This is a genomic window from Geodermatophilus sp. SYSU D00700 (genome assembly GCF_054050255.1).
Window position 1 is genome coordinate 172,801 of sequence record NZ_JBJGZA010000006.1, and the last position, 23,128, is coordinate 195,928.

Sequence of the window (23,128 nt, forward strand, 5' to 3'; positions counted from 1 at the left end):
GATGGCGACCCGCGTCCGGCCGGCGACACGCGCCGACGCCGCGGAGGTGGGGGAGGTGCTCGCCGAGGCCTTCGAGAACTACCCGTGGATCCGCTGGGCCTTCGGGAAGCGCCCGAGCCGAGACCGGCTGGCCGCTCTCTACCGGCTGAATGCGGGAGTCGCCGGTGCGGAGCGAGGGGCCACCTGGGTCGCGGAGCAGGACGGTGCCGTGGTCGCCGCGGCCTGCTGGACCCGGCCGGACGCTCCCGAGCTGTCGGCCGCGACCGAGGAACTCCTGTCCACGGAGATCCCCCGGTGGATCGGTGACCGGGCCGAGCGCCTGGCGGAGGTCGACGACTGCGTCGCGCGACTGCTGCCGGCCGAGCGGCACTGGTTCCTCGGGTGCGTGGGTACCCGGCCCCGGTGGCGGGGACGCGGCCTCGCCACCTCGTTGGTCGCGGCCGGGCTGGCCGAGGTGGACGCCCAGGGCGCCATCGCCGTCCTGGAGACCTCCTCCGAGGCCAACGCCCGCCTCTACGAGCGCCTCGGCTTCGCCGTCCGGGCCGAGCTCGACCCACCCGGTGGTGCACCGCACGTGTGGCTCATGGAGCGGCCTGCCGCCGGAGGACGGTGGGAGCCGGCTCACGCCCGGGTCGAACGTCGCGCCGTCGATGGTGCCGCCGGCCAGGTGCGTGCGCCGGAGTAGCGGAGCAGCTTCGGGGACGGGAAACGAGTCCGCCGTAGCCCGCATGCGCAAACCGCCGGTGGCCCGGCTAGACCTCGAGCGGCAGGGCGGTGAGCTCGGCGCGGGAGGCGACACCGAGCTTGGCGAAGATGTTGCGCAGGTGGAACTCGACCGTGCGGGGGCTGAGGAACATCTGCGCGGCGACGTCCCGGGTCGTCAGCCCCTGCCGGACGAGGGCGGTGACCGCGCGTTCCTGCGGGCTCAGATCTGTGGCGGTGGACACGTCGCGGCGGCGGGCGGTCTCGCCGGACGCGCGCAGTTCGGCCGCGGCGCGGTCGGCGTGGGGCGCAGCACCCAACTCGTCGAAGAGTGCCAGGGCGGCGCGCAGGTGCTCGCGGGCGTCGATCCGACGCCGCACGCGGCGCAGGTGCTCGCCGAGGGCCAGTTCCGTGCGGGCCTGATCGGGCAATCGCAGAGAGTCGGCGTGCGCGGCCAGGGCGCGCCGGAAGTGCTCCTCGGCGGCGGGACCCTCGGCAAGCAGCGCACGACCGTGCTCGACGACGGCGACCGCGGCCGGCGCGCCGGTGCCGGCGGCGAAGGTCGCCAGCTCCTCCAGCCACGCGTGGGCGAGGTCGTCCCGACCGGCCCGGACGGCGATCTCCAGCCGGTCGATCGCCGCGAGCCGACGCACTCCGGGCTCGCTGATCTGCTCCAGGTGGTGCAGGGCGGCCGCCGGCTGTCGGACGGCCTGGACGCCTCGCGCCCAGTGCAGCAGGTCGACGACGACGATGTCGGTGACCCCGCTCGGACGCGCCAGCCGGATGCTCGCCGCGTCGGCGAGGTGACGCTCGGCCGCCTGCTGGTCGCCACGCTGCACCGCCAGCAGGGCGAGTTGCGCGGTCGGCAGCGCCGTCATTCCTGGACGTCCGGTGCTGGCCGCGAGCGACCTCGCCTCGGCCGCGGCACTGAGCGCAGGTGCCCAGGCGCCCACGGCGATCTGGAACTGAACACCGCGGGTCAGCGCGTGCTCGACCTCGTCCAGCGCTCCGGCGCGGCGGGCGGCTGTCAGCAGATGCTCGTGCAACAGCAGCCCGTGCTCGTCGTCGCCGATGACCAGCGCTGCGATGCCCAGGTTGCGCTGCACGTGATCGCGGACGAACTCGGCCTCGGTCAGCGCGAACGCCTCGTGGATCGCGCCGGCGGCTGTGCTCCAGTCCCGGCGTGCCGCGGCGAGGAATCCGCGGAGCAGGGCCTCGGCGGCTCGCGTTCGGGGCGGGGCGTCCGGCGCCGGTGCGGGCACCAGTGCCCCCGGGTCGACCCCGCGCGGCGAGCGGGCGCCGAACACGGCCAGCGCCGCGGCGACCACGGCCAGCTGTCCCGCCAGCGCGGGATCGACGTCGGCGGCGACCTGCGCGGCCTGCAGGGCGAGGTCGAAGCCGTCGTCGAGTGATCCGGAGTTCCACTCGATCTGGCCCTGCAGGGCCAGCAGCTGCGCCCGTAGCAGCGGATCGGTCACCTCGGCCGCCGCGGATGTCGCCAGTGCCGCCGCCCGGGAGGGGTGCGCACCAGCCCACGCCGCGGAGGCGGCCCGGTACAGCCGTCGTCCCCGGTCTTCGGCGCCGGTCGTGAGTTCAGCGGCGCGGGCCCACGCCGCGGAGGCCGCCTCGTGTCCGCCGCGGCCGGCGGCGCGCTCGGCGACGGCGTCGAGCGCCGTGACGACCGCCTCGTCGGGGCGGTCGGCGGCGGCCGCCAGGTGCCACGCGCGCCGGTCCTGGTCGGCGGCGAGGACGTCGGCCAGCGCGCGGTGCGCCGCGCGTCGCTGCGCGCTGGTCGCCGCGCGGTAGACCGCGGAGCGCACCAGCGGGTGGTGGAGCGAGAGCGTGGTCCCCTCGACGCGGAGCAGCCCGGCCCGCTCGACCTCGTCGAGGGCATCGCCGGCATCGAGACGGTTCGCGGCCTCGCCGACGACGGGCAACCGGGCGGTGTCGTCGGCCGCGGCCACCAGCAGAAACCGCTGAGCCGCGTCGGTGAGCCGGCGGTAGCGGTCCAGGAACGCCCGCTCGACACCGCCGGTCAGCGGTAGCTGCGCCGGCAGCGGCGCCTGCCCGGCCAGCTCGTCGTCGGTCAGGACGGCGGCCAACTCCACCAGCGCCAGCGGGTTGCCGCCGGTACCGGTGACCAGCTGGTCGCGCACCGCCGGGTCGATCCCCCTCCCGGCGCGGGCGGCCAGCAGCACGTCCGCGGTCTCGCCGGTGACGCCGCCGAGGACGATGGTGGGCAGGTCCCCGGCGTCGAAGTCGTGGACATCGCCGTCGCGGGCGGCGAACAGCAGGGCCACGCGTTCGGCCTGCAGCCGGCGGGCGGCGAACAGCAGCGCCGCGGCTGATGCGTCGTCCAGCCAGTGCGCGTCGTCGACGACCGCGAGCACCGGTGACTCCTCGGCGGCGTCGGCGAGCAGGCTCAGCGTGCCGAGGTAGGCCCGGAACCGGTCGCCTTCCCCCTCGGCCTCGCCCAGCGCGGCCCGCAAGGCGGTCCGCTGCGGCGCCGGCAGTGCCGGCAGGCGGGCGTGCAGCGGCCAGAGCAACCGCTGGAGGGCGGCGAACGCCAGGGGGGACTCCGACTCCACGCCCTGCGTGCGCAACACGGTCATGTGCGCCGCCGAGCTCACGGCGCCGGCCAGCAGCGTCGACTTGCCGGATCCGGCCACGCCGCGGATCACCAGCGCCCCGCCTCGCGAGGAGCCGGCGGCGTCGAGCAGGGCCGTGATCGACGCGCGTTCGGCCTCGCGACCGGCCAGCACGGAGCCGACCGTACCGGCTGCCGGCTGCCGGCTGCCCTCGACGTTCCCGGCTGGGAACCCGGTGAAAACGCCGTCCCGAAGCCCGATCCGATGCGGCGAGGCTGTTCCTCGACCGGCTTCCACCCCGCTGGCCGGCGCCACCCCCCGGGAGCAGCCATGACGACCAGCACCTCGGCCGAGCCCACGCCCGCCGGGCGCGCCCAGGGCCTGCGTACGCCGGTGGTCTGGGGCGTCACGGTCGGCGGGATCCAGGCCGCCACGCCGCTGGCCTTCTCCTGGCTGAGCGCCGCCACCGTCTATGCCCTCGGGCTCGCCGTGATCGCCGCGGTGTACGTCGGCTTCGCCGTCGCCGACGGGCGCCGACACGTGCTCGTCGTCGAGACGGCCGTCGCGTCGGTGTTCGTGGTCGTCGCCGCCGCCGCGGTGCCCGGATCGGCCTGGCTGATCGTGGCCGGCCTGGCCGGCCACGGCCTCAAGGACCTGTGGCAGCACCGCACCCGGTTCGTGGCCAACACCCGCTGGTGGCCACCGTTCTGCGCCACCGTCGACTTCGTCGCCGCCGCGCTGGTCGCCGCCGCGATCACGGCCGGCCTGCTCATCGCAGGGTGAGCACGCCGCACCGGTGAGCCGCCGCGGCCCCGACCAACCCTCGGCCCCAGCCGCTGATCCCGTCCGAACAGGGGGGCGCACGATGACCACCACCGCTCCGACCACCGCCGCGGGCCGGTCCACCGCCCGCGCCTCCGGGACTGTTCGCGCTGGCCCTCTGGATCGGCATCCGCATCCGCCGCTCCCCGGCCGCCGGCTCCGGCCGCTGGCTGCTCTACCCGGTCGTGGTCGTCATGGCTGCCGCGGCCGTCGGCGGTGCGGTGGAGACCGTGGGTCTGGCCGATGTGGGGACCTACCCCATGCCCGGGCAGTCCTACGACGTCGGCGGCCATCGGCTGCACCTGAACTGCACCGGCTCCGGCGGACCCACCGTCGTGCTGCACAGCGGCCTCGGCGAGACGTCGGCGCACTGGACCCGCATCGCCCACCCGCCGGCAGCGCCACCCGGGTCTGCGCCTACGACCGTGCCGGGCAGGGCTGGAGCGACGACGCACCCGTCGATGGCAGGACGGCCTGCAGGCCGCCACCGACCTGCACACCCTGCTCGGCCGCCGCCGACCTGCACACCCTGCTCGGCCGCGCCGGCGAACACGGCCCGTACGTGCTCGTCGGTCACTCGATCGGCGGCGACTACGCGATGACCCACGCCGCCCGCTACCCCGAGCAGGTCGCCGGGATGGTACTGCTCGACGCCACCAGCCCGTACACGGTCGGCGACGACGCAGCCCACGCCGGCCCGCCCAGCGCGGTCGCGCTGCTGCCCAGCCTGGCTCGCCTCGGCATCGGGCGGCTGCTGCCGACGTCCTTCTGGTCCGCCCTGCCCGACCCGGCCGCCGCCCAGGCGCAGGCGTTCGCCGCCAGCCCCCGCGGCGGGCGCAACATGGTCAACGAGGTCGCGACCCTGCCCGCGCTGCTCACCCAGGCCCGCGCGCTGACGACCCTGGGCAGCACGCCCCTGGTGGTGCTCACTGCGGCCGGACACGATGGGGATCCGGCCTGGGCGGCCGCTCACGACCGGATGGCCGGGCTGTCGACGAACAGCAGCCACCGTTTCGCGGGCGCCACGCACGCCGGCCTGATGGAGGAGGAAAGCGGAGCCGCCCTCTCCGTGCGCGCCATCGCCGACGTCGTCCAGGCCACGCGTACCGGTTCGCCGCTTCCGCCGAACCGACCAGGAGCACTGACCAGCTGCACCAACCTCGAGCCGTGAGTCGGGAGAGATGAGGTCGACGATGGAGACCACACGAGGGACCCGAGCCGGGCAGAGCAGCGGCCCCGACACGATGAAAGCGGTGCACCAGAAGCGGTACGGCACAGCTCCGGAGCACCTCCTCGAGGTGGGCCGGACCGACCGGCCGGCCCCACGGGACGGCGAGGTTCTCGTCCGCGTCCGGGCGGCGAGCGTGGACCGCGGCACCTGGCACCTGATGGCCGGCCGCCCCTATCCCGCGCGGCTGGTCTTCGGCCTGCGCCGGCCGAGCTTCCGCAACCCCGGCCGCAACCTCGCGGGAGTGGTCGAGGCCGTCGGTGCGGGAGTGACCGAGTTCCGGCCGGGCGACGAGGTGTACGGCATCGCGTCGGCCAACGGCACCTTCGCCGAGTACGCGGTGGCGAAGCAGGACAAGCTCGACCGGAAGCCGGTGAACCTCTCCTTCGAGCAGGCGGCGGCCGTGCCCGTGTCAGCCGGCACCGCGCTGGAGGCAGTTCGCGACCACGCCAAGGTGCAGCCGGGGGACAGGGTGCTGGTCGTCGGGGCCTCGGGTGGCGTGGGCACCTTCGCCGTCCAGATCGCCAAGGCCCTGGGGGCGGAGGTGACCGGCCTGGCGGGCGGCGCCAAGCTCGACGCCGTCCGCCGGCTGGGCGCCGACGCCGTCCTCGACTACCGCCGGGACGAGATCCCGCAGGGCTGCTTTGACGCGATCATCGACATCGCCGGGCGCCGCCCACTCGCGCAGCTCCGGCGGGCGCTGACCCCGCACGGGCGACTGGTCATCGTGGGAGGCGAGACCGGCGGCCGGCTCTTCGACGGGCTCGGCCGGCAGTTGCGGGCCGTGCTGCTCTCGCCGTTCGTCGGCCAGACTCTGGGCTTCTTCGTGAACAAGGAGAGCGGCGCGGACCTGCGGGCGCTCACCGGTCTGATCGAGGTCGGCTCGGTGACGCCGCTGGTCGACCGCGTCTTCCCGCTCGCCGAGACGGCGGCCGCGATCAGACGCGTGATCGACGGCAAGGCGACCGGCAAGGTCGTCGTCACCGTATGACCCTGACGCGGAGTGCCAGAGGCCAGGAACCTGCGCCGCGCCGGGCGGGCCACCAGCTCGGCGAACTTCTTCTCCTGCATCCCCCTGCGGCGGGGAACCGAGGCCACAGGAACCTCCAGATCGTTCCGAGGACGGCCTGTCCGGGACACCTGTCAAGGTCGACACGAATCCCGATCCGTCAGGGCGACCGGTCGGGAAGCGAACCGGATGGGGGGGTGCAGATGCCTATGCACGGGGCTCTGACCTGCATGGACGCGCGACCACCAACAGCCGGAGCGGTGGTTCGGCCGGTCCCCCCCGCTACCACGGTCCGAAGACCCGGCCCACCCGCAGGGGGCCGGGTCTTCGGCGTTGGAGACGACCGTCCCGGTCCTCGCGGGAGGTGAGGTCGTGGGATGTGTCGGCTGTCGCGTCTGCGCGTCCCAGCCGGTGATGCGGTCAGGCTCGCTTGCGACCGACGGGGATGGCCGGGCTGCCGAGGGGGTGGGCGCGGTGGTGATCGGGTCGGGTCCCGCGTCGACCAGCGGCTGCTGCGCCTGAGCGTCGCCGAGGAGCGTGATCCGTGGGCAACGGTCGTGAACCGGTTCGGCGCGTCGTCGACCGCGTCACCGACGTACTCGCCGTGGCCGAGCACCTGCCGGCTGCCCGGCCGGAGAGCTCGGGTGACCGGCTGAGGCCCAGTCGCAGCGCAGGTCCGGGGACGAACGGCGCCGGCACCCAGCCCAGGTCGTACGTGTCCTGCTCGTCGAGCGTCGGCGACGTCCTGCCGGTGGAGCACCATCCGGGCGGCCGCGGGGCCGGCCGGGCGGACCTGGTCGGCCAGGGCGAGCACGCGAGGCGAGGCGTCGATGCCGACCACGGTCACCTGCTTCAGCGTCTCGGCGACGGCCACCGCCGAGCCGCCGACACCGGGGCAGGGACGCCCCGGACCCGGACGAGCCCGGTGCGGATGATGTGGCACGACCCGACCGGCTCGGTCCGTGCCGCGCGGGCGGGGGCGGTCCCGCTCCCTGCGGTGTGTCCGGTGTGCGACGTCACCTCTCGGCCGTGGCCGTTGCACAGGAGGTCGACCGGCGAGGAGGGTCGTGCTGCACAGGGGACCGAGGAGCGTGGCATGGCGCTTGTCGAGGCGGCGGGCGGCGGTGGGTTCGGCGCGCTGCAGCAGGTGATGGTCAACGGGGTGTCGCTGGCCTACCGGCAGGTGGGTACCGGGGAGCCGGTGGTCCTCGTGCACGGCGGCCTCGGTGACCTGCGCACCTGGGCCGCCCAGCTCGATCCCCTCGGTGCGCGGTGCCGGGTGATCTCCTACAGCCGCCGCTACGCCCGGCCGAACGAGGCCATCGTCCCTGGCGCAACAGACCCGATGCCGGTGCACGTCGAGGACCTCGTCGCGCTGCTGCACACCCTGGAAGCGGCTCCGGCGCACCTGGTCGGCAACTCGTGGGGTGCGTTCATCTGTCTGCTCACCGCGATCGAGCACCCCGAGGTCGTCCGCAGCCTGGTGCTCGAGGAGCCGCCGCTGTTGCCACTGGTGCTCGGCTCCGGGCCCCGCCCGCAGCCGGCTGTCCTGGCGCGCAGCCTGCGTCGCCGGCCCCGCGCGACGCTGGCGGTGCTGGCATTCGGGCTGCGCACGTCCGCCCCGATGGCCTGGGCCTACCGGCGCGGTGATGCCGATCGGGCGCTGCAGCTGTTCGCCCGCGGGGTGCTGGGCCGGCAGGCGCTGGCCCGGCTGACCCCGCAGCGCCGGCAGCAGATGCGGGAGAGCGTGACCGAGCTGCAGGCCGAGTTCCGTGCCGGGTTCCCACCGCTGGCCGAGCCGGACCTCTCCGCCGTGCGGGTACCGGCTCTGCTGCTGACCGGCGAGGACAGCCCGACGATCGAGGGCGCGCTCAGCGAGTGGCTCGCCGAGCTCATGCCCGAGGCCGAGCAGCTGGTGGTACCGAGGGCGTCGCACCTGATGCACGAGGACAACCCTGCGTTCGTGAACGACGCCATCGCCGGCTTCGTCGCACGCCGGTCATCCCGGCAGTGACCCGGACCGGCCGTGGGCAGCGCAGTGGCGGGTCCCCTCAGCGCTGACCGAGGGTCGGCTGCACCCGCAAGGACGGGTGTCGTGGCCGGGCCCGCGTCGCACGAGCGGAGAGTGGTTCTCCGGTCCGCCCCGCTCCGCCGGCCCCTCGCGCCGGGGCCGGTCGGCCGCGGGTTGCGGTGCCGCGATCGCTGTCCGGTCGCCGGCATGATCACCTCCGTCTCCCCCGGGTTCGCGGCCAGCCGACCCGGAAACGGACCACGACGGGGTGCGCAGGTGCCCGTGCAGCGGCTCGTGACCTGCGCGATGAGCGAAGGCCAACAGCGGGAGCGGTGGTTCGGCCGGGCCTCCCGCCACTCACGACCGGACCCCGGTCCTCCAGGTGGAGGCCGGGGTCCGGTGCGTCGTAGGCCGTGCGGGCCCCCGGTTGCTCTCGCGGCCTCCGACCTCCACGGCTCTCCGGACGGTGACCGGCTGCGGCACACTGCGCGGTCACCGGCGGAGGTGGAGCGATGGACAGGCCCGTGCTGATGGCGGTGGACGACGAACCGGCCGCGCTCGCTGTCGTGCGGGAGGAGTTGGGCAAGCGCTACGCCGCCGACTACGACGTCCGCTGTCTCACCTCGGCGGAGGAGGCACTCGGCGACCTGGCGCGGGTGCGGGCCGCGGGCGGGCAGGTGGCGCTGGTCCTCGCCGACCAGTGGATGCCCGGCATGACCGGCATCGAGTTCCTCGACCGGGTGCGCACCCTGCACCCGGAGGCGAAGCGGGCGGTGCTGATCACCTGGGGCGACCGGTCCACGGCGCCGGTGCTGTCGGCGTCGGTGCTGCGGCAGGTCGACTGGATCCCCAAGCCGTGGCGACCCGGTGACGAGCACTTCCACCAGGCCATCGGTCAGTGGCTGTACGAGTGGGCGCTGCCGCACCGCCCGCACTTCGTCACCGCGCGGATCGTGGGGGAGCGGTGGTCGGCCCGCTCCCACGAGCTGCGGGACCTGCTCAGCCGCAACAGCGTCCCCTTCGACTTCCTCGACGTGGGCTCGGAGGAGGGCCGGGCCCTGCTCGGTGAGGTCGGCGCGGTGGCGGCGGCGCTGCCGGTGGTGGTGCTCTTCGACGGCCGGGTCCTGGAGAGCCCGTCCGGTGTGGAGATCGCCGGTGCGCTCGGGATGCGGACGCAGCCGGACCCGCGGCCGTACGACGTGACGATCGTGGGTGCCGGTCCCGCCGGTCTGGCCGCGGCGGTCTACGGCGCCTCGGAGGGGCTGCGCACGGCGGTGCTCGAGGCGGAGGCGATCGGCGGGCAGGCCGGCACCAGCTCGATGATCCGCAACTACCCGGGGTTCCCCCGTGGCATCACCGGCGCCGATCTGGCGCAACGGGCGTACGAGCAGGCCTGGTTGCTCGGCGCGGAGTTCGTCTACGGGCCGCGGGCGGTCGGTCTGCGGGCGGACGGTGCGATGCGGGTCGTCTCCCTCGCCGACGGGTCCGCCTTCGTCAGCCGTGCCGTCGTCCTGGCCACCGGGGTGACCTACCGCCGCCTCGGTGTCCCGTCGCTGGACGCTCTGATCGGCGCCGGGGTGTTCTACGGGGCGGCGGCTCCGGAGGCGCAGGCGATGGCGGGAGAGGAGGTGTACGTCGTCGGTGGGGCCAACTCGGCGGGTCAGGCGGCGCTGCACCTGGCTCGTTACGCACGGCAGGTGACGCTCCTCGTCCGCGGGTCCTCACTGGCCGCGACGATGTCCGACTACCTGGTCCGCGAGATCGACGCCACGTCCAACGTCGCCGTCCGGTACGGCACCGAGGTGGTGGGCGGCGGCGGCGAGGGGCGGTTGACCCACCTCGTGCTCCGCCACCGCGGCGGCGGGGACACCGGGACGGTGCCGGCTGCGGGTCTGTTCGTGATGATCGGCGCCGAGCCCCACACCGGGTGGCTGCCCGATGCCGTCGACCGGGACGACGCCGGCTACGTCCTGACCGGCCCGGACCGGCGCGGGGCGTCCGCCGGTGGCGGGACCCACGAGTTCCAGACCAGCCTGCCCGGCGTGTTCGCCGTCGGCGACGTCCGGCACGGGGCGGTGAAGCGGGTGGCCTCCGCGGTCGGTGAGGGCGCGGTGGTCATCCGCATGGTCCACGACCACCTCGGCCGGGGCTGAGGCGTCCACACCCGGGACGGGGCTCGGAGACCCCCACGGGCACCGCCACGCTGGAGCCGTCGCCACCCACGCGCCAGGATGACGGCATGGCCGACCCCGTCGAGCCCGCGGTCCTCCCGCGGGAGTTCGAGCCGTGGCTGCCCCGCCCGGTCGGTCCGGCGCGGTGGGCAGAGAGCGGCGTGGGGTCGTGAGCGGCGCCGGCACGCCAGGGGTCGAGCACGGCACCGCCGTGGTCGCACCGGGTGTGCGGATCCACCACGTGGTGGCCGGGGCGGCTGCGGCGGGCGGGCGGACCGTGGTGCTGGTGCACGGCTATCCGCAGTCGTGGTGGTCCTGGCGGCACGTCATCGGGCCGCTCGCCGAGGCCGGGCACCGGGTGGTGGCCGTGGACCTCCGCGGTGCCGGGGGGTCGTCCCGTCCTGCGATGGGCTACGACACCTGGACGCTGGCCGGTGACGTGCACACGGTCGTGCGCGACCACCTGGCCGTCGACGGCCGGGTGGCGGTGGTCGGCCACGACATCGGGTCGATGGTGGCGCTGGCGCACGGACTGCGGTTCCGCGGGGACGCCGACCGGCTGGTGCTGATGGAGGCCACGCTGCCCGGCACGCAGGTGCACGAGCAGCTGGCGAGCGATCCCCGGCACTGGCACTACGCCTTCCACGCCACCCCCGACCTGCCGGAGTTCCTCACGGCGGGGCGGGAGCGGGAGTACCTGCGGTTCTTCTTCGACGGCGCGGCCCACGACCCGTGCGCGATCACCGCGGACGACCTGGACCGCTACGCGGCGGACTTCCGGCAGCCCGGTGCGATGCGTGCCGGCTTCGAGCTGTACCGGGCGTTCGTGCAGGACGACCGGGACAACCGGGCCGCGCTGGCCGCCGCGGGGAGGCTCACGGTTCCGGTGCTCGCCGTGGCCGGTGAGGCCAACCTGTTCGCGGAGGTCGACGAGGCGATGGCCCGGGAGGTGGCCGACGACGTCCGCGCGGTCACCGTGCCGCGTGCCGGGCACTGGGTGCCGGAGGAGAACCCGTCCGGGCTGCTGGAGGTGCTGCTGCCGTTCCTCGAGGTGTCGGGCTGAGGGGCGGTTGCGGATCGGCGACCGGGTCCTCGACCGGGCTCCGGAGGTGACCTGCGCGTTCGTCGTCCGGCACGCGGCCCTGTCCCGGGTCGCCCGCCGGTTGCCCCGGCCCGGCAAGGTCGTGCTCGTCGACGACTGACGTCACCTGCCGGGTCCTCAGCGGTCCGATCGGGGATCGGCCCGGCCCGCGCTGCACGACGGTGGACGGTGCGCGGCAGGGGCGCCGTACCTGGTGGTGCGGGCCCGGTGGGACGGGGATCAGACCAGTCCGGCGACGGCGGCGATCACCGTGGCCGTGCGCGGGTCGGACCCTGCGGAGCGGTCGGTCAGCGCCGCGTGCGCGCAGACGTACTCGTACGTGGTGGGCACGGCCAGGGTGATCCTGTGGGAGGTGGCGCCGGTGGTCGTGGGGCCGCTCTCCCCCGAGTAGAGGACCGGCTGTGCCACCGGCCTCCCGGCGTCGTCGGTGGTCTGGACGGTCAGGTCCTTGGTGTCGGCGCAGGCCGCCCGCGCGTCGTCCATGGCGGTCCCGGCGCGGAAGGCGACCACGCGCACGAGCACGTGCTCCTCGATCGCCAGCGACGAGCCCCGGGCGGCGACCTCGATCCGCACGGTGGCGCCGGTGGGATCGACCGCCCGGGAGGTGAGCGTGAGGCCGGGCTCCTCCCGCTCCGCGATCGCCGATGCCCCGCCCATGACGGCCACCACGGCGCCGGTGACCAGGACGACCCCGCCCAGCAGGACGGCGGTGCGCTGGAACTGCTGGCCGACGGCCGCGAGGACCGGGATCGTGACCCCGAGGACGGCCAGGACGACGGCGGTCGCGGTGGCCCGGGGCGAGTTGCGGACGAGCCGGGACAGGGCGTCCCCGGAGAGGCCCAGCGCGACGAGGACGCCGGTGAGGCCGCCCAGCGCGACCGGGAGGCCGGTCCGCGCCAGGTGCCGCCACGAGCCCGATCCCGGTTGCCCGGTCGGTGGCGGAGGACCGGTCTGCGGCGGGACGCCGGTCCCGAGGACGGTGCCCATCGGGGCCGCGGCGCCGGCCCGTGACCAGACGCTGGAGTCGTAGGTGCTGCCGGTCGAGGTGCTCATGGCGGTACCCCCGGTCAGGTCAGCGGAGGTCCCGCCGCCGGGCGTCCTCGCGCTGTCACCCGGGCAGGGTCGCGCCGCCCGCCGTCCGGCGACCAGCAGTCGTCGCGCACCCCCGCGCCTCGACGAGCGCGTCGTCACCGCCGGCAGCGGCTCCTGCCCGCAGTGCCTCCCGGGGAGGCGGACCCCGGCCGGCGGGGCCCCGCCGGCACCCGGCGCGGGCGCGTGTACAGTGGGTGCTGCCGACGCGGGGTGGAGCAGCTCGGTAGCTCGCTGGGCTCATAACCCAGAGGTCACAGGTTCGAATCCTGTCCCCGCTACCACCGCACGAGGGCCCCGAAGCAGCCGCTCCGGGGCCCTCGTCGTGTCCGGGGCCGGAACAGTGCGCTGCCCGGAGCGGTTGGCCCCGCACATGGAGCCCACCGTGCACGACGCCCCCGACGCCGAGCGCTACGAGATCCGCGACGGCGACCGCCTGCTCGGTCTGGCCGCCTACCGGCGCCGCGGCGACGAGGTGGTGTTCACCCACACCGAGGTCGACCCGCAGGCCGAGGGCTCCGGCCTGGGCGGCACGCTGGTCCGCGGCGCCCTGGACGACGTCCGGACGCGGGGCCTGCGCGCGGTGCCGCACTGCTCGTTCGTGCGCGGCTGGATCGAGCGTCACCCCGAGTACCAGGACCTGGTCGCCCACGACTCCTGAGGCACGGGAGCCGCGGCGATACGGCCGGTCCTGATCCGTACGACGCGCCGGGAGTGTGTTGCCCCTCACGCGATCGGCTCTCTAGCGTGCGGTCAACGGTGACCGTTCCGACGAGGGAGTCGTCCGTGACCATCGCTGCCGTCCCCCCGGCCGACGCCGGCGGGATCGACCCGGCCGACGTCGACCTGGCGACCGTCGACCTGTCCGACCGGGACTGGTGGACGACGCCGCCGGCGTACCGGCACGCCGCCTTCGACCGGCTGCGGCGCGAGCGTCCGTTCGCCTTCTTCGCCGAGCCCGACCTCCCCGGGATCCCGGCCGGGCCCGGCTACCACGCGGTCACCCGCTACGCCGACCTGGAGGCGATCAGCTCCCAGCCGGCGGTCTTCTGCTCGGGCCGCGGCGCGGTGTCGATGCAGGACGTCCCGGCCGAGCTGCACGAGTTCTACGGCTCGCTGATCAGCATGGACGACCCGCGGCACGCCAAGATCCGCCGGATCGTCTCGAAGACGTTCACGCCGCGGATGCTCGAGCGGACCCTGGACTCCGTGCGCGCCGTCGTCGACGACGTGCTGGCCCGCGCCCGGGCGACGGCCGAGGCGAACGACGGCGTCATCGACGTCGTCGCCGACATCGCCGCGCCGATCCCGCTGCGGGTCATCTGCGACATGATGGGCGTCCCCGAGGACGACCGGCCGGCCGTGCTGGCCAACTCCAACGTCATCCTGTCCGGCGGCGATCCCGAGCTCATCGAGAACGACGACCCGCTGACCGCGTTCCTCACCGCCGGCATGGAGATGGCCGCGCTGATGGAGCGGCTGGCGGCCGAGCGGCTGGCCGAGCCGCGGGACGACCTCACCACCGCGCTGGTCACCACCGAGGTCGACGGGGAGCAGCTCTCGCACCAGGAGATCGCGTCGTTCTTCATCCTGCTGCTGGTCGCCGGCAACGAGACCACCCGCAACGCCATCTCGCAGGGCCTGCTGGCGCTGTCGGAGCACCCCGACCAGTGGGCGCGGTGGGCCGCCGACCCCGGGCTGGACCGCACCGGCGTCGAGGAGGTGGTCCGCTGGGTCAGCCCGGTGACCTGGATGCGGCGCACCGCCACGCAGGACGGCGAGATCGGCGGCCACCGCTTCACCGCCGGCGAGAAGTTCCTGCTGTTCTACGCCGCGGCCAACCGCGACCCCGAGGTGTTCGCCGATCCCCAGCGCTTCGACGTCGGGCGCGACCCCAACCCGCACGTCGGCTTCGGCTCCAAGGGCCCGCACTTCTGCCTGGGCGCGCACCTGGCCCGCCGCGAGCTGCAGGTGACCTTCCGCGCCGTCTTCGAGCAGCTGCCCGACCTCGAGGTCACCGGCCCGCCGCACCGGCTGGCGTCCTCGTTCGTCAACGGCCTCAAGCGGCTCCCGGCACGGCTGGGCGGCGAGCGCTGATGCGCGTCTCCGCCGACCGGGAGGTGTGCGTGGGCTCGGGCCAGTGCGAGCTGCTCGCCCCCGACGTCTTCGAGGTCGACGACGACGGCGCCGTCCGGGTGCTGCAGGAGCACCCGGACGACGTCGACGCCGCGCGGGACGCGGTGTCCCAGTGCCCGACCGGGGCGCTCGCGCTCGCTGACTGACCGGCGGGTCAGGCCAGCGCCTGCTCCAGGTCGGCGAGCAGGTCGTCGGCGTCCTCGATGCCCACCGACAGCCGCACCAGGTCGGCCGGCACCTCCAGCGGGGAGCCGGCGGCGCTGGCGTGGGTCATGCGGTGCGGGTGCTCGATGAGCGACTCGACGCCGCCGAGGGACTCGGCCAGCGTGAACAGCCGCGCCCGCTCGCACACCCGCAGTGCGGCCTCCTCGCCGGCGGCCAGCCGGAACGACAGCATCCCGCCGAAGCCCGACATCTGCTTCGCGGCGATGTCGTGGCCGGGGTGGTCGGGCAGGCCGGGGTAGAGGACGGCCGACACCGCGTCGTGCCCGAGCAGGAACTCGGCGATGCGGCCGGCGTTGGCCTGGTGCCGGTCCATGCGGACGCCGAGGGTCTTGATGCCGCGCACCACCAGCCAGTCCGACAGCGGCCCGGACACCGCGCCCATCGCGTTCTGGTTGAAGACCAGCTGCCCGGCGAGGTCGTCGTCGCGGACGACCAGCGCCCCGCCGACGACGTCGGAGTGCCCGCCGAGGTACTTGGTGGTCGAGTGCACGACGACGTCGGCGCCCAGGGTCAGCGGCCGCTGCAGGTAGGGCGAGGCGAAGGTGTTGTCCACGACCAGGATCGCGCCGGCCTCGTGCGCGATCTCGGCGGTCAGGGCGATGTCGGCGACGTTGAGCAGCGGGTTGGTCGGCGTCTCGCACCAGACCACCCGGGTGCTGCCCGGCCGGATCGCGGCGCGCAGGGCGTCGGGGTCGTTGAGGTCGGCCGGGGTGTGCTCGACACCCCAGCGCGAGACCACCTTCGAGATGAGCCGGAACGTGCCGCCGTAGGCGTCGCCGCCGAGGACGACGTGGCTGCCCGGCTCGCACACGGTGCGCAGCAGGGTGTCCTCGGCGGCCAGGCCGGAGGCGAACGCCAGGCCCGCGGTGCCCTCCTCGAGCGAGGCCAGCAGCTCCTGCAGGGCGTCGCGGGTGGGGTTGGCGCTGCGGGCGTACTCGTAGCCGTTGCGCAGCCCGCCGACGCCGTCCTGCTTGAAGGTGGTGGCCAGGTGCAGCGGGACGACGACCGCGCCGGTGGCGGGGTCGGGGTCCTGCCCGGCGTGGATGGCGCGGGTGTCGAAGCCGGAGAACTCGGTCACCGGGTCACCCCGGCGAGGTGGCCGAGCACGTCCTGCCGGGTGACGACGCCGGCGGGCTTGCCGTCGACGTGCACGATGAGCGCGTCGGCCTCGCCGAACTCGGCCACCGCGGCGCTGACCGGCTCGCCGGACCCGATGATCGGCAGCGGCGCGGACATGTGCTTCTCCACCCGGTCCGACAGCGACGCCCGCCCGGCGAACAGCGCGTCGAGCAGCACCTTCTCGTCGACCGAGCCGACCACCTCGCCGGCGGTCACCGGCGGCTCCGCCTTGACCACGGGCATCTGGCTGACGCCGTACTCGCGCAGGATGTCGATCGCGTCGCGCACCGTCTCGTTGGGGTGGGTGTGCACGAGCACGGGGGTGGCGCCGGCCCCGTTGCGTGACTTGGCCTCGAGCAGCTCGCCGACGGTCTCCCCGCCGGTGGTCACGTCGAGGAAGCCGTAGTCGGCCATCCACTGGTCGTTGAAGATCTTGTTCAGGTAGCCGCGGCCGCCGTCGGGCAGCAGCACGACGACGACGTCGTCCTTGGTCAGCTCCTCCGCCGCGCGCAGCGCGCCGGCGACGGCCATCCCGCAGGAGCCGCCCACGAGCAGGCCCTCCTCGCGCGCCAGCCGGCGGGTCATGTGGAACGAGTCGGCGTCGGACACCGGGACGATCTCGTCGGCGATGCCGCGGTCGTAGGCGTCGGGCCAGAAGTCCTCACCGACGCCCTCGACCAGGTAGGGCCGGCCGGTGCCGCCGGAGTACACCGACCCCTCCGGGTCGACGCCGACCACGCGGACGTGGCCGTCGGAGGCCTCCTTGAGGTAGCGGCCGATGCCGCTGATCGTGCCGCCGGTGCCCACGCCGGTGACGAAGCAGGTCACCTTCCCCTCGGTCTGCTCCCAGATCTCCGGGCCGGTGGTCTCGTAGTGCGAGCGCGGGTTGGCCGGGTTGGCGTACTGGTCGGGCTTCCACCCGCCGGGGGTCTCGCGGGCCAGCCGGTCGGAGACCGAGTAGTAGGAGCGCGGGTCGGCCGGGTCGACGGCGGTCGGGCAGACGTGCACCTCGGCGCCGTAGGCCCGCAGCACGTTGATCTTGTCCTGGCTGACCTTGTCGGGGCAGACGAACACGCACCGGTAGCCGCGCTGCTGGGCGACCAGCGCCAGCCCGATGCCGGTGTTGCCGCTCGTGGGCTCGACGATCGTCCCGCCGGGCTTGAGCTCCCCGCTGGCCTCGGCGTCGTCGACCATGCGCACGGCGATCCGGTCCTTCACCGAGCCGCCGGGGTTGAGGTACTCGACCTTGGCCAGCACCAGGGGGGCGTCCGGCCCGAGGTCGCGGGTGACCCGCGACAGCCGGACCAGCGGCGTGCCGCCGATCAGGTCGACGACGGACTCGGCGTACTGCACTCGGACCTCCTCGGCGGCGCCCCGGGCGGGTGCTCGCCGCTCCATCCCACCACCCGGGACGGGCCGGGGCGCGCGGGCCGGTCCCGGGCGGTGCGACGGCGGGCCCGCGGGTGTCGGCGGCGGCCGGCGCGGGCAGGGCAGCGGCATGACCGACGCCGCCCCTGACGCCGTCCCCGCCGTCCCGCTCGACGGCGGCGGCGCGATGCCGCTGCTCGGGTTCGGCACCTGGCAGCTGACCGGTGCGGCCTGCTACGACGCCGTCCGGACCGCCCTGGACGCCGGGTACCGGCACCTGGACACCGCGACGATGTACCGCAACGAGACCGAGGTCGGGCGGGCGCTTCGCGACTCCGGCGTCGACCGCGACGAGGTGTTCGTGACCACCAAGCTGCCGCCCCGGGAGGCCGACCGGGCCGAGCAGACCCTGACCGCGTCGCTGGCCGCGCTCGGCCTGGACGCGGTCGACCTGTGGCTGGTGCACTGGCCGCCCGGCGGCGCGGGGGAACAGCTGTGGGAGCGGTTCGTCGCCGCCCGGGAGGCCGGCCGCGCCCGCGCCGTCGGCGTCAGCAACTACTCGCTGCAGCAGCTCGACCGGCTGACGCAGGCCACCGGGGTGACGCCGCAGGTCAACCAGGTCAGCTGGGCGCCGGCGCTCTACGACGCCGCCGTCGAGGCCGGGCACCGGGAGCGCGGCGTCGTCCTCGAGGGCTACAGCCCGTTCAAGAACACCGACCTGCGCGACCCGGTGCTGCGCGAGGTCGCCGACGCGCACGGCGTCACCCCGGCGCAGGTGGTGCTGCGCTGGCACGTCGAGCACGGGGTCGTCGTCATCCCCAAGTCGGCCACCCCGGGGCGGATCCGGGCCAACCTCGCGATCGGGGGCTTCTCCCTGACGAGGGAGGAGGTGGCCCGCGTCGACGGCCTGGCGCGGCGCTGAGCGCGTCAGGCGCGCCCGGTCACCGGCGGCCGGGGCCGGCCGGCCAGGGCGGGCCGGACGTCGACCATCGGCGCGACCAGTCCCGTGGTCGGCCGCCGGACCGGAGCGGGGCTGGGCCTGGCGGTGCGGCGCCGGCGTCGCGATCGCAGCGCGGTGAGCAGGTCCAGCAGGGTCAGGGCCGATGCCCCGACGACCACGTTGCCGAGCCGACGCTCGCGCTCGCCGCTGCGGTTGGCCAGCGCGACGCCCATGGCGGCCAGGTCGACGGCGTCGCCCAGGACGCGGGTCCACGCCCAGCCGGGACGGCCGGCGAGCAGCCCGGCGGCGTGGGCGAGCTCCCGGGCGCCGACGGCGGTGATGACGGGCAGCGCGACGGGGGAGTCGTCGACCCCGGCGAGGCGGGCGACGCCCTGCGGCGAGACGAGCATGGAGGTGCCCAGGCCCAGGCTGGCCAGGCCGAGCAACCGGGCCGTGCGTCGGCCGGAACGCGCGCTCATCGGTCCTCCCGGGGGTCGCTGTCCCGGGCGGCTACCCGGGTGCCGGGCGGGGAAACGGCCGGTGGCGTGCGGTCGCCGGCCGGGACGAGGATGCGGGCATGACCTCTCCCGCCGGTCCGCGCACGCTCGGCCGCGACGGCCTGACCGTCTCCGCGCTGGGGCTGGGCTGCATGGGCATGAGCCAGATGTACGGCGCGGCCGACCGCGCCGAGTCGCTCGCGACGATCCACCGGGCCCTCGACCTGGGGGTGACGTTCCTCGACACCGCCGACGTCTACGGCGACGGGCACAACGAGGAGCTGGTCGGCGAGGCGATCCGCGGCCGCCGCGACGAGGTGCAGCTGGCGACCAAGTTCTCGCTGCGGCGGAACGACCGCGGGGGCATGGACATCGACGGCCGGCCGGAGAACGTGCGCGCCTGCGCCGAGGCGAGCCTGCGCCGGTTGGGCGTCGACGTGATCGACCTCTACTACCAGCACCGGGTCGACCCGCGGGTGCCGATCGAGGACACCGTCGGGGCGATGGCCGGGCTGGTGGTGCAGGGCACGGTGCGGTTCCTCGGGCTGTCGGAGGCCTCCGCGGCGTCGGTCCGCCGGGCGGCCGCGGTCGCCCCGATCGCGGCGCTGCAGAGCGAGTGGTCGCTGTGGACCCGGGACGTGGAGGCCGAGGTCCTCGGCGTCGCCCGCGAGCACGGCATCGGCGTCGTCCCGTTCAGCCCGCTGGGCCGCGGCTTCCTCACCGGGGCGATCCGCAGCCCCGCGGACTTCGCCGACGACGACTGGCGGCGCGGCCACCCGCGCTTCACCGGGGAGGCGTTCGCGGCCAACCTGCGGCTGGTCGACGCCGTCCGGGCGCTGGCGGAGGAGAAGGGGTGCACGCCCGGGCAGCTCGCGCTGGCCTGGGTGCTGGCGCAGGGCGGGGACGTCGTGCCGATCCCCGGCACCAAGCGGCGCCCGTACCTGGAGGAGAACGCCGGGGCGCTCGCGGTGTCGCTGTCGGAGGACGACCTGCGGCGGCTCGGCGAGATCGCACCGCCCGGGGTCGCGCAGGGCGGCCGGTACGCCGACGCCTCCTACGCCTACGGCGACAGCCCGGAGCGGGGCGCCGCGTGACCGCGACGAGGGTCCCGCTGCGGGTGCCCGGCGCCGACGGCGTCGCGGTCGCGGTGCACCGGTGGGGGGAGCCGGGCGGGCTCCCGCCGGTCTACCTGCAGCACGGCTTCGTCGCCGACACCCGGCTCAACTGGGTGGGCACGGGGACGGTCGCGGTCCTGCTGGCGGCCGGGCGGGAGGTCGTGGGGGTCGACGCCCGCGGGCACGGGCGGTCGGACAAGCCGCACGACCCCACCGCCTACGGCGAGCCCCGGATGGCCGACGACCTGCGGCGGGTGGCCGACGCGCTCGGCCACGACGCGTTCGACCTGGTCGGCTACTCGATGGGGGCGACGGTGGCGATGCTGGTCGCCGTCGCCGACCGGCGGGTGCGCCGGCTGGTGGTCGGCGGCGCCGGTGCGGCGTTCGTCGAGCGCGGCGGTGCCGAGCGCCGCGCCGGGCTGATGGCCGCGCTGGCCGCCGCGCTCGAGGCGGCCGACGTCGCCGACGTCCGCGATCCCCGGACCGTCCTGTTCCGCCGGATGGCCGACGCCATGGACGCCGACCGGCGCGCGCTGGCCGCGCACGCCCGCGCGGTGCACGCCACCGGTGCCGACCTGGCCGCCATCACCGCGGCCACGCTCGTCCTCGCCGGCGACGCCGATCCGCTGGCGGCCCGCCCGGAGACGCTCGCCGCGGCCATCCCCGGCGCCCGGCTGCGGATCGTCCCGGGCGACCACACGACCGTGCTCCGGACGCCGGCCTTCGCGGCGGCGATCGCCGGGTTCCTGGGGGAGCCGTGACCGATCCGACCTGCGGCGTCGCCCACGGCGCTCCGGCCCCGGAGGCGACCGGGCGGGTGCTCGTGGCGGTGTTCGACTCGCCGGTGGCCGCGGTGCTGCTGCGGTGGGCGCCGGAGCTGGGCTTCCGCACCGTGCTGCTCGACCCGGACCCCGGCCGCGGCGCCGGCGTCGTGTCCCTCGACGACGTCCCGGGCGACCTGTCCTCCGCCGACGTCGTGGTCACCGACCACCACCGGCCCGAGCTCGGTGAGGTGCTGCGCGACGCACTGGCCCGGCGGGTGCGCTGGGTCGGCGTCATGGGCAACCCCCGCCACGAGGGACCGCACGTCGCGGCGCTGGCTGCGCTCGGTGTCCCGCCGGAGGAGGTGGCCCGCGTGCACCGGCCGATCGGCCTGGACATCGGCTCGCGCACGCCGGCGGAGATCGCGCTGAGCACGCTGGCGGGGCTGCTCGCCGACCGCAACGGCCGCTCCGGCGGGTCCGCCCACCGCCCGCGGTGAGCGCCGTCCTGCTCGGCGCCGACCTGGGCACCAGCGGTCTGAAGCTGGTGGCGCTGGGCGAGGACGGCCGGCTCGTCGCCGAGACGGAGGCCGGCTACCCGGTCGAGAGCCCGCACGAGGGGTGGGCCGAGTGCGCCGTCGGCACCTGGCGGGCGGCGCTGGACGACGCGCTGACCCGGCTGCTGCCGGAGCTCGACGGGCGGCCGGTGGCCGGGCTCGGCCTGTCCGGTCAGATGCACGGCACGGTCCTGGTCGACGACGCCGGCGCCGCGCTCGGCCCGGCGGTGCTGTGGCCCGACCGGCGAGCCGCCGCCGAGGTCGCCCGCTGGCGCGCGCTGCCGGCCGCCGACCGCGCGGCGCTGGCCAACCCGCTGGTCCCCGGGATGACCGGTCCGGTGCTCGCCTGGCTGGCCGCGCACCGGCCGGACCGGGTCGCCCGCGCGGCCGCCGTCCTGCTGCCCAAGGACGCGCTGCGGGCGGCCCTGCTGCCCGGCTCCGACCCGCGGGTCACCGACCGCAGCGACGCCTCGGCGACGCTGCTGTGGGACGTCGTCGCCGACGGCTGGTCCGACGCCGCCCGGGCCGCGGCGGGGGTGCCCGCGGGCCTGCTGCCCGCGGTGCGGCCCTCGGCGGAGGTGGCGGGCGGCGCCGTGCTCGGCGGTGTGCAGGTGCCGGTCGTCGTCGGCGGTGCGGACACCCCGCTGGCGATGCTGGCCGCCGGTGCCGGTGCGGCGCTGCAGGTCAACCTCGGCACCGGCGCGCAGGTGCTGCGCCCGGGCTGGACGCCCGTCCCGGCCGACGACCCGCCCGTGCACGGCTACGCCGACACCGGAGAGGGCTGGTACGCCATGGCCGCGCTGCAGAACGGCGCCTCGGCCTGGGCGTGGGCGGCCGGCGTGCTCGGCGTCCCGCCCGCGGAGCTGTTCGACCTGGCGGGGACGGCGCGGCCCGGTGCCGGGGGAGCGGTGTTCCGGCCGTTCCTCACCGGTGAGCGCGGCGGCGTCGCCGGGCCCGACGACCGCGCCGCCTGGACCGGGCTGTCGGCCGGGACCACCCGCGCCGACCTGGCCCGGGCCGCGGTCGAGGGGGTGCTGTCGGCCGTGGCGGCCGCCGCCGCGCTGCTCGGCGGAGCGCCGGACGACCCGGCCGTCCTCACCGGCGGCGGGGGGCGTTCCCCGCTGGTCCGGCAGGTGTTGGCCGACCTGCTGGAGCGGCCGGTGACGTACCTGTCGCTGCGCAGCGCGTCGGCGGTCGGCGCGGCCGTGCTGGCCGGGCGCGGGGTGGGCCGGCCGGTGGAACCCGAGCGGTCGCCGTCGCCGCCGGTCCTCCCGCGCACCTGACCGGCCCGGCGCCGCGGAACGGTGCCCCGGCGCCGGCCGTTGACCGGGACGAGGGGCCCGCCACGGGGCCCGGCGAGAGGAGACGCACGACATGGCGTCGGTGTTCGACAAGGTGGCCCAGTTCGCCCGCAGCCCGAAGGGCCAGCAGGCCCTGCGGCAGGTGTCGGAGAAGGCCCAGCAGATGGCCAAGGACCCCAAGACCAAGGCCCGGATCGACGACGCCCGCCGCCGGTTCTCCGGCGGGCGCGGCACCGGCACCGGCGGCGGGACCACCCCCACCGCCTGAGACGGACTCCGGCGGGGGGGGGGGGGGGGGGGGGGGGGGGCGGGGCGGGGGGGGGGGGGGGGGGGGGGGGGGGGGGGGGGGGGGGGGGGGGGGGGGGGCGGGGGGGGTGGGGGGGGGGG

At 75.8% G+C, this 23,128-nt stretch carries 22 protein-coding genes and 1 tRNA gene; 18 read left to right on the plus strand and 5 right to left on the minus strand.

Annotation, left to right across the window (positions count from 1 at the left end; genetic code table 11):
• Position 1: 1 nt before the first annotated feature.
• The gene (locus ACI79V_RS07430) at positions 2-685 is read left to right on the plus strand and encodes a GNAT family N-acetyltransferase (RefSeq protein ID WP_456887983.1); all 684 of its coding nucleotides are present in this window, start codon (positions 2-4) and stop codon (positions 683-685) included.
• Positions 686-752: 67 nt separating this feature from the next.
• On the opposite strand, the gene ACI79V_RS07435 is transcribed toward ACI79V_RS07430, so the two are convergent.
• Entirely contained in the window at positions 753-3,464 is a 2,712-nt protein-coding gene (locus ACI79V_RS07435; protein ID WP_456887950.1) for an AAA family ATPase, read from the minus strand.
• 156 nt (positions 3,465-3,620) lie between these two features.
• Between ACI79V_RS07435 and ACI79V_RS07440 the strand changes: the two genes are divergently transcribed.
• The 7 genes from ACI79V_RS07440 (at position 3,621) to ACI79V_RS07470 (ending at position 11,733) form a co-directional block, all read left to right on the plus strand.
• Positions 3,621-4,073, plus strand: coding sequence for a hypothetical protein (locus ACI79V_RS07440; RefSeq protein ID WP_456874473.1), 453 nt, complete (start codon positions 3,621-3,623; stop codon positions 4,071-4,073).
• 82 nt (positions 4,074-4,155) lie between these two features.
• Positions 4,156-5,283 (plus strand): alpha/beta fold hydrolase, encoded by a 1,128-nt coding sequence (locus ACI79V_RS07445; protein WP_456887952.1) that lies wholly within the window; start codon positions 4,156-4,158, stop codon positions 5,281-5,283.
• 73 nt (positions 5,284-5,356) lie between these two features.
• Positions 5,357-6,331 carry an NAD(P)-dependent alcohol dehydrogenase gene (locus ACI79V_RS07450; RefSeq protein WP_456887986.1) on the plus strand — a complete coding sequence of 325 codons (975 nt, stop codon included), beginning with the start codon at positions 5,357-5,359 and terminating at the stop codon, positions 6,329-6,331.
• A gap of 1,114 nt (positions 6,332-7,445) precedes the next feature.
• The gene (locus tag ACI79V_RS07455) at positions 7,446-8,363 is read left to right on the plus strand and encodes an alpha/beta fold hydrolase (protein ID WP_456887954.1); all 918 of its coding nucleotides are present in this window, start codon (positions 7,446-7,448) and stop codon (positions 8,361-8,363) included.
• A gap of 509 nt (positions 8,364-8,872) precedes the next feature.
• Positions 8,873-10,513 (plus strand): FAD-dependent oxidoreductase, encoded by a 1,641-nt coding sequence (locus ACI79V_RS07460; protein ID WP_456887956.1) that lies wholly within the window; start codon positions 8,873-8,875, stop codon positions 10,511-10,513.
• Positions 10,514-10,700: 187 nt separating this feature from the next.
• Complete coding sequence (locus ACI79V_RS07465; RefSeq protein WP_456887958.1) at positions 10,701-11,594, plus strand: alpha/beta fold hydrolase; 894 nt, start codon at positions 10,701-10,703, stop codon at positions 11,592-11,594.
• A gap of 7 nt (positions 11,595-11,601) precedes the next feature.
• Positions 11,602-11,733, plus strand: coding sequence for a hypothetical protein (locus ACI79V_RS07470; protein WP_456887960.1), 132 nt, complete (start codon positions 11,602-11,604; stop codon positions 11,731-11,733).
• Positions 11,734-11,852: 119 nt separating this feature from the next.
• On the opposite strand, the gene ACI79V_RS07475 is transcribed toward ACI79V_RS07470, so the two are convergent.
• Positions 11,853-12,686, minus strand: coding sequence for a hypothetical protein (locus tag ACI79V_RS07475; RefSeq protein WP_456887962.1), 834 nt, complete (start codon positions 12,684-12,686; stop codon positions 11,853-11,855).
• A 243-nt stretch (positions 12,687-12,929) separates the two neighbouring features.
• Here ACI79V_RS07475 and ACI79V_RS07480 point away from each other — a divergent pair.
• The 4 genes from ACI79V_RS07480 to ACI79V_RS07495 all read left to right on the plus strand — a co-directional run bounded on the left by ACI79V_RS07480 (position 12,930) and on the right by ACI79V_RS07495 (position 15,004).
• Positions 12,930-13,006 (plus strand) — tRNA-Met (locus ACI79V_RS07480).
• Positions 13,007-13,107: 101 nt separating this feature from the next.
• Positions 13,108-13,383, plus strand: coding sequence for a GNAT family N-acetyltransferase (locus ACI79V_RS07485; protein WP_456887964.1), 276 nt, complete (start codon positions 13,108-13,110; stop codon positions 13,381-13,383).
• A gap of 125 nt (positions 13,384-13,508) precedes the next feature.
• Complete coding sequence (locus ACI79V_RS07490; protein WP_456874484.1) at positions 13,509-14,819, plus strand: cytochrome P450; 1,311 nt, start codon at positions 13,509-13,511, stop codon at positions 14,817-14,819.
• Positions 14,819-15,004, plus strand: a complete 186-nt coding sequence (locus ACI79V_RS07495) for a ferredoxin (protein WP_456874485.1) — start codon at positions 14,819-14,821, stop codon at positions 15,002-15,004. The genes ACI79V_RS07490 and ACI79V_RS07495 overlap by 1 nt, the downstream gene beginning before the upstream one ends.
• An 8-nt stretch (positions 15,005-15,012) precedes the next feature.
• Here the strand turns inward: ACI79V_RS07495 and ACI79V_RS07500 are convergent, their stop codons facing one another.
• On the minus strand, positions 15,013-16,161 hold the full coding sequence (locus ACI79V_RS07500; protein WP_456887966.1) for a cystathionine gamma-synthase: 1,149 nt from the start codon (positions 16,159-16,161) through the stop codon (positions 15,013-15,015).
• Positions 16,158-17,555: a cystathionine beta-synthase gene (locus ACI79V_RS07505; protein WP_456887968.1), complete on the minus strand. Its 1,398-nt coding sequence runs from the start codon at positions 17,553-17,555 to the stop codon at positions 16,158-16,160. Before ACI79V_RS07505 ends, ACI79V_RS07500 begins: the two co-directional genes overlap by 4 nt.
• A 145-nt stretch (positions 17,556-17,700) precedes the next feature.
• Between ACI79V_RS07505 and ACI79V_RS07510 the strand changes: the two genes are divergently transcribed.
• Entirely contained in the window at positions 17,701-18,492 is a 792-nt protein-coding gene (locus ACI79V_RS07510; RefSeq protein ID WP_456887969.1) for an aldo/keto reductase, read from the plus strand.
• A 5-nt stretch (positions 18,493-18,497) separates the two neighbouring features.
• On the opposite strand, the gene ACI79V_RS07515 is transcribed toward ACI79V_RS07510, so the two are convergent.
• Positions 18,498-18,989, minus strand: coding sequence for a hypothetical protein (locus ACI79V_RS07515; protein ID WP_456887971.1), 492 nt, complete (start codon positions 18,987-18,989; stop codon positions 18,498-18,500).
• Positions 18,990-19,087: 98 nt separating this feature from the next.
• Here ACI79V_RS07515 and ACI79V_RS07520 point away from each other — a divergent pair, with 98 nt between their 5' ends.
• The 5 genes from ACI79V_RS07520 to ACI79V_RS07540 all read left to right on the plus strand — a co-directional run bounded on the left by ACI79V_RS07520 (position 19,088) and on the right by ACI79V_RS07540 (position 23,009).
• Positions 19,088-20,101 (plus strand): aldo/keto reductase, encoded by a 1,014-nt coding sequence (locus ACI79V_RS07520; protein WP_456887972.1) that lies wholly within the window; start codon positions 19,088-19,090, stop codon positions 20,099-20,101.
• Positions 20,098-20,883, plus strand: a complete 786-nt coding sequence (locus tag ACI79V_RS07525; RefSeq protein WP_456887974.1) for an alpha/beta fold hydrolase — start codon at positions 20,098-20,100, stop codon at positions 20,881-20,883. The genes ACI79V_RS07520 and ACI79V_RS07525 overlap by 4 nt, the downstream gene beginning before the upstream one ends.
• Positions 20,880-21,383 carry an XdhC family protein gene (locus tag ACI79V_RS07530; protein ID WP_456887976.1) on the plus strand — a complete coding sequence of 168 codons (504 nt, stop codon included), beginning with the start codon at positions 20,880-20,882 and terminating at the stop codon, positions 21,381-21,383. The genes ACI79V_RS07525 and ACI79V_RS07530 overlap by 4 nt, the downstream gene beginning before the upstream one ends.
• Entirely contained in the window at positions 21,380-22,723 is a 1,344-nt protein-coding gene (locus tag ACI79V_RS07535; protein ID WP_456887977.1) for an FGGY family carbohydrate kinase, read from the plus strand. Before ACI79V_RS07530 ends, ACI79V_RS07535 begins: the two co-directional genes overlap by 4 nt.
• Before the next feature lie 91 nt (positions 22,724-22,814).
• Positions 22,815-23,009 carry a hypothetical protein gene (locus tag ACI79V_RS07540; protein ID WP_456874494.1) on the plus strand — a complete coding sequence of 65 codons (195 nt, stop codon included), beginning with the start codon at positions 22,815-22,817 and terminating at the stop codon, positions 23,007-23,009.
• Positions 23,010-23,128 lie beyond the last annotated feature (119 nt).

Excerpts from the sequence above, each read along its gene's own strand:
- ACI79V_RS07430 (WP_456887983.1), top strand. The coding sequence starts at position 2 with ATGGCGACCCGCGTCCGGCCGGCGACACGCGCCGACGCCGCGGAGGTG.
- ACI79V_RS07440 (WP_456874473.1), top strand. The coding sequence starts at position 3,621 with ATGACGACCAGCACCTCGGCCGAGCCCACGCCCGCCGGGCGCGCCCAG.
- ACI79V_RS07445 (WP_456887952.1), top strand. The coding sequence starts at position 4,156 with ATGACCACCACCGCTCCGACCACCGCCGCGGGCCGGTCCACCGCCCGC.
- ACI79V_RS07450 (WP_456887986.1), top strand. The coding sequence starts at position 5,357 with ATGAAAGCGGTGCACCAGAAGCGGTACGGCACAGCTCCGGAGCACCTC.
- ACI79V_RS07455 (WP_456887954.1), top strand. The coding sequence starts at position 7,446 with ATGGCGCTTGTCGAGGCGGCGGGCGGCGGTGGGTTCGGCGCGCTGCAG.
- ACI79V_RS07460 (WP_456887956.1), top strand. The coding sequence starts at position 8,873 with ATGGACAGGCCCGTGCTGATGGCGGTGGACGACGAACCGGCCGCGCTC.
- ACI79V_RS07475 (WP_456887962.1), bottom strand. The coding sequence starts at position 12,686 with ATGAGCACCTCGACCGGCAGCACCTACGACTCCAGCGTCTGGTCACGG.
- ACI79V_RS07495 (WP_456874485.1), top strand. The coding sequence starts at position 14,819 with ATGCGCGTCTCCGCCGACCGGGAGGTGTGCGTGGGCTCGGGCCAGTGC.
- ACI79V_RS07510 (WP_456887969.1), top strand. The coding sequence starts at position 17,701 with ATGACCGACGCCGCCCCTGACGCCGTCCCCGCCGTCCCGCTCGACGGC.
- ACI79V_RS07515 (WP_456887971.1), bottom strand. The coding sequence starts at position 18,989 with ATGAGCGCGCGTTCCGGCCGACGCACGGCCCGGTTGCTCGGCCTGGCC.
- ACI79V_RS07520 (WP_456887972.1), top strand. The coding sequence starts at position 19,088 with ATGACCTCTCCCGCCGGTCCGCGCACGCTCGGCCGCGACGGCCTGACC.
- ACI79V_RS07540 (WP_456874494.1), top strand. The coding sequence starts at position 22,815 with ATGGCGTCGGTGTTCGACAAGGTGGCCCAGTTCGCCCGCAGCCCGAAG.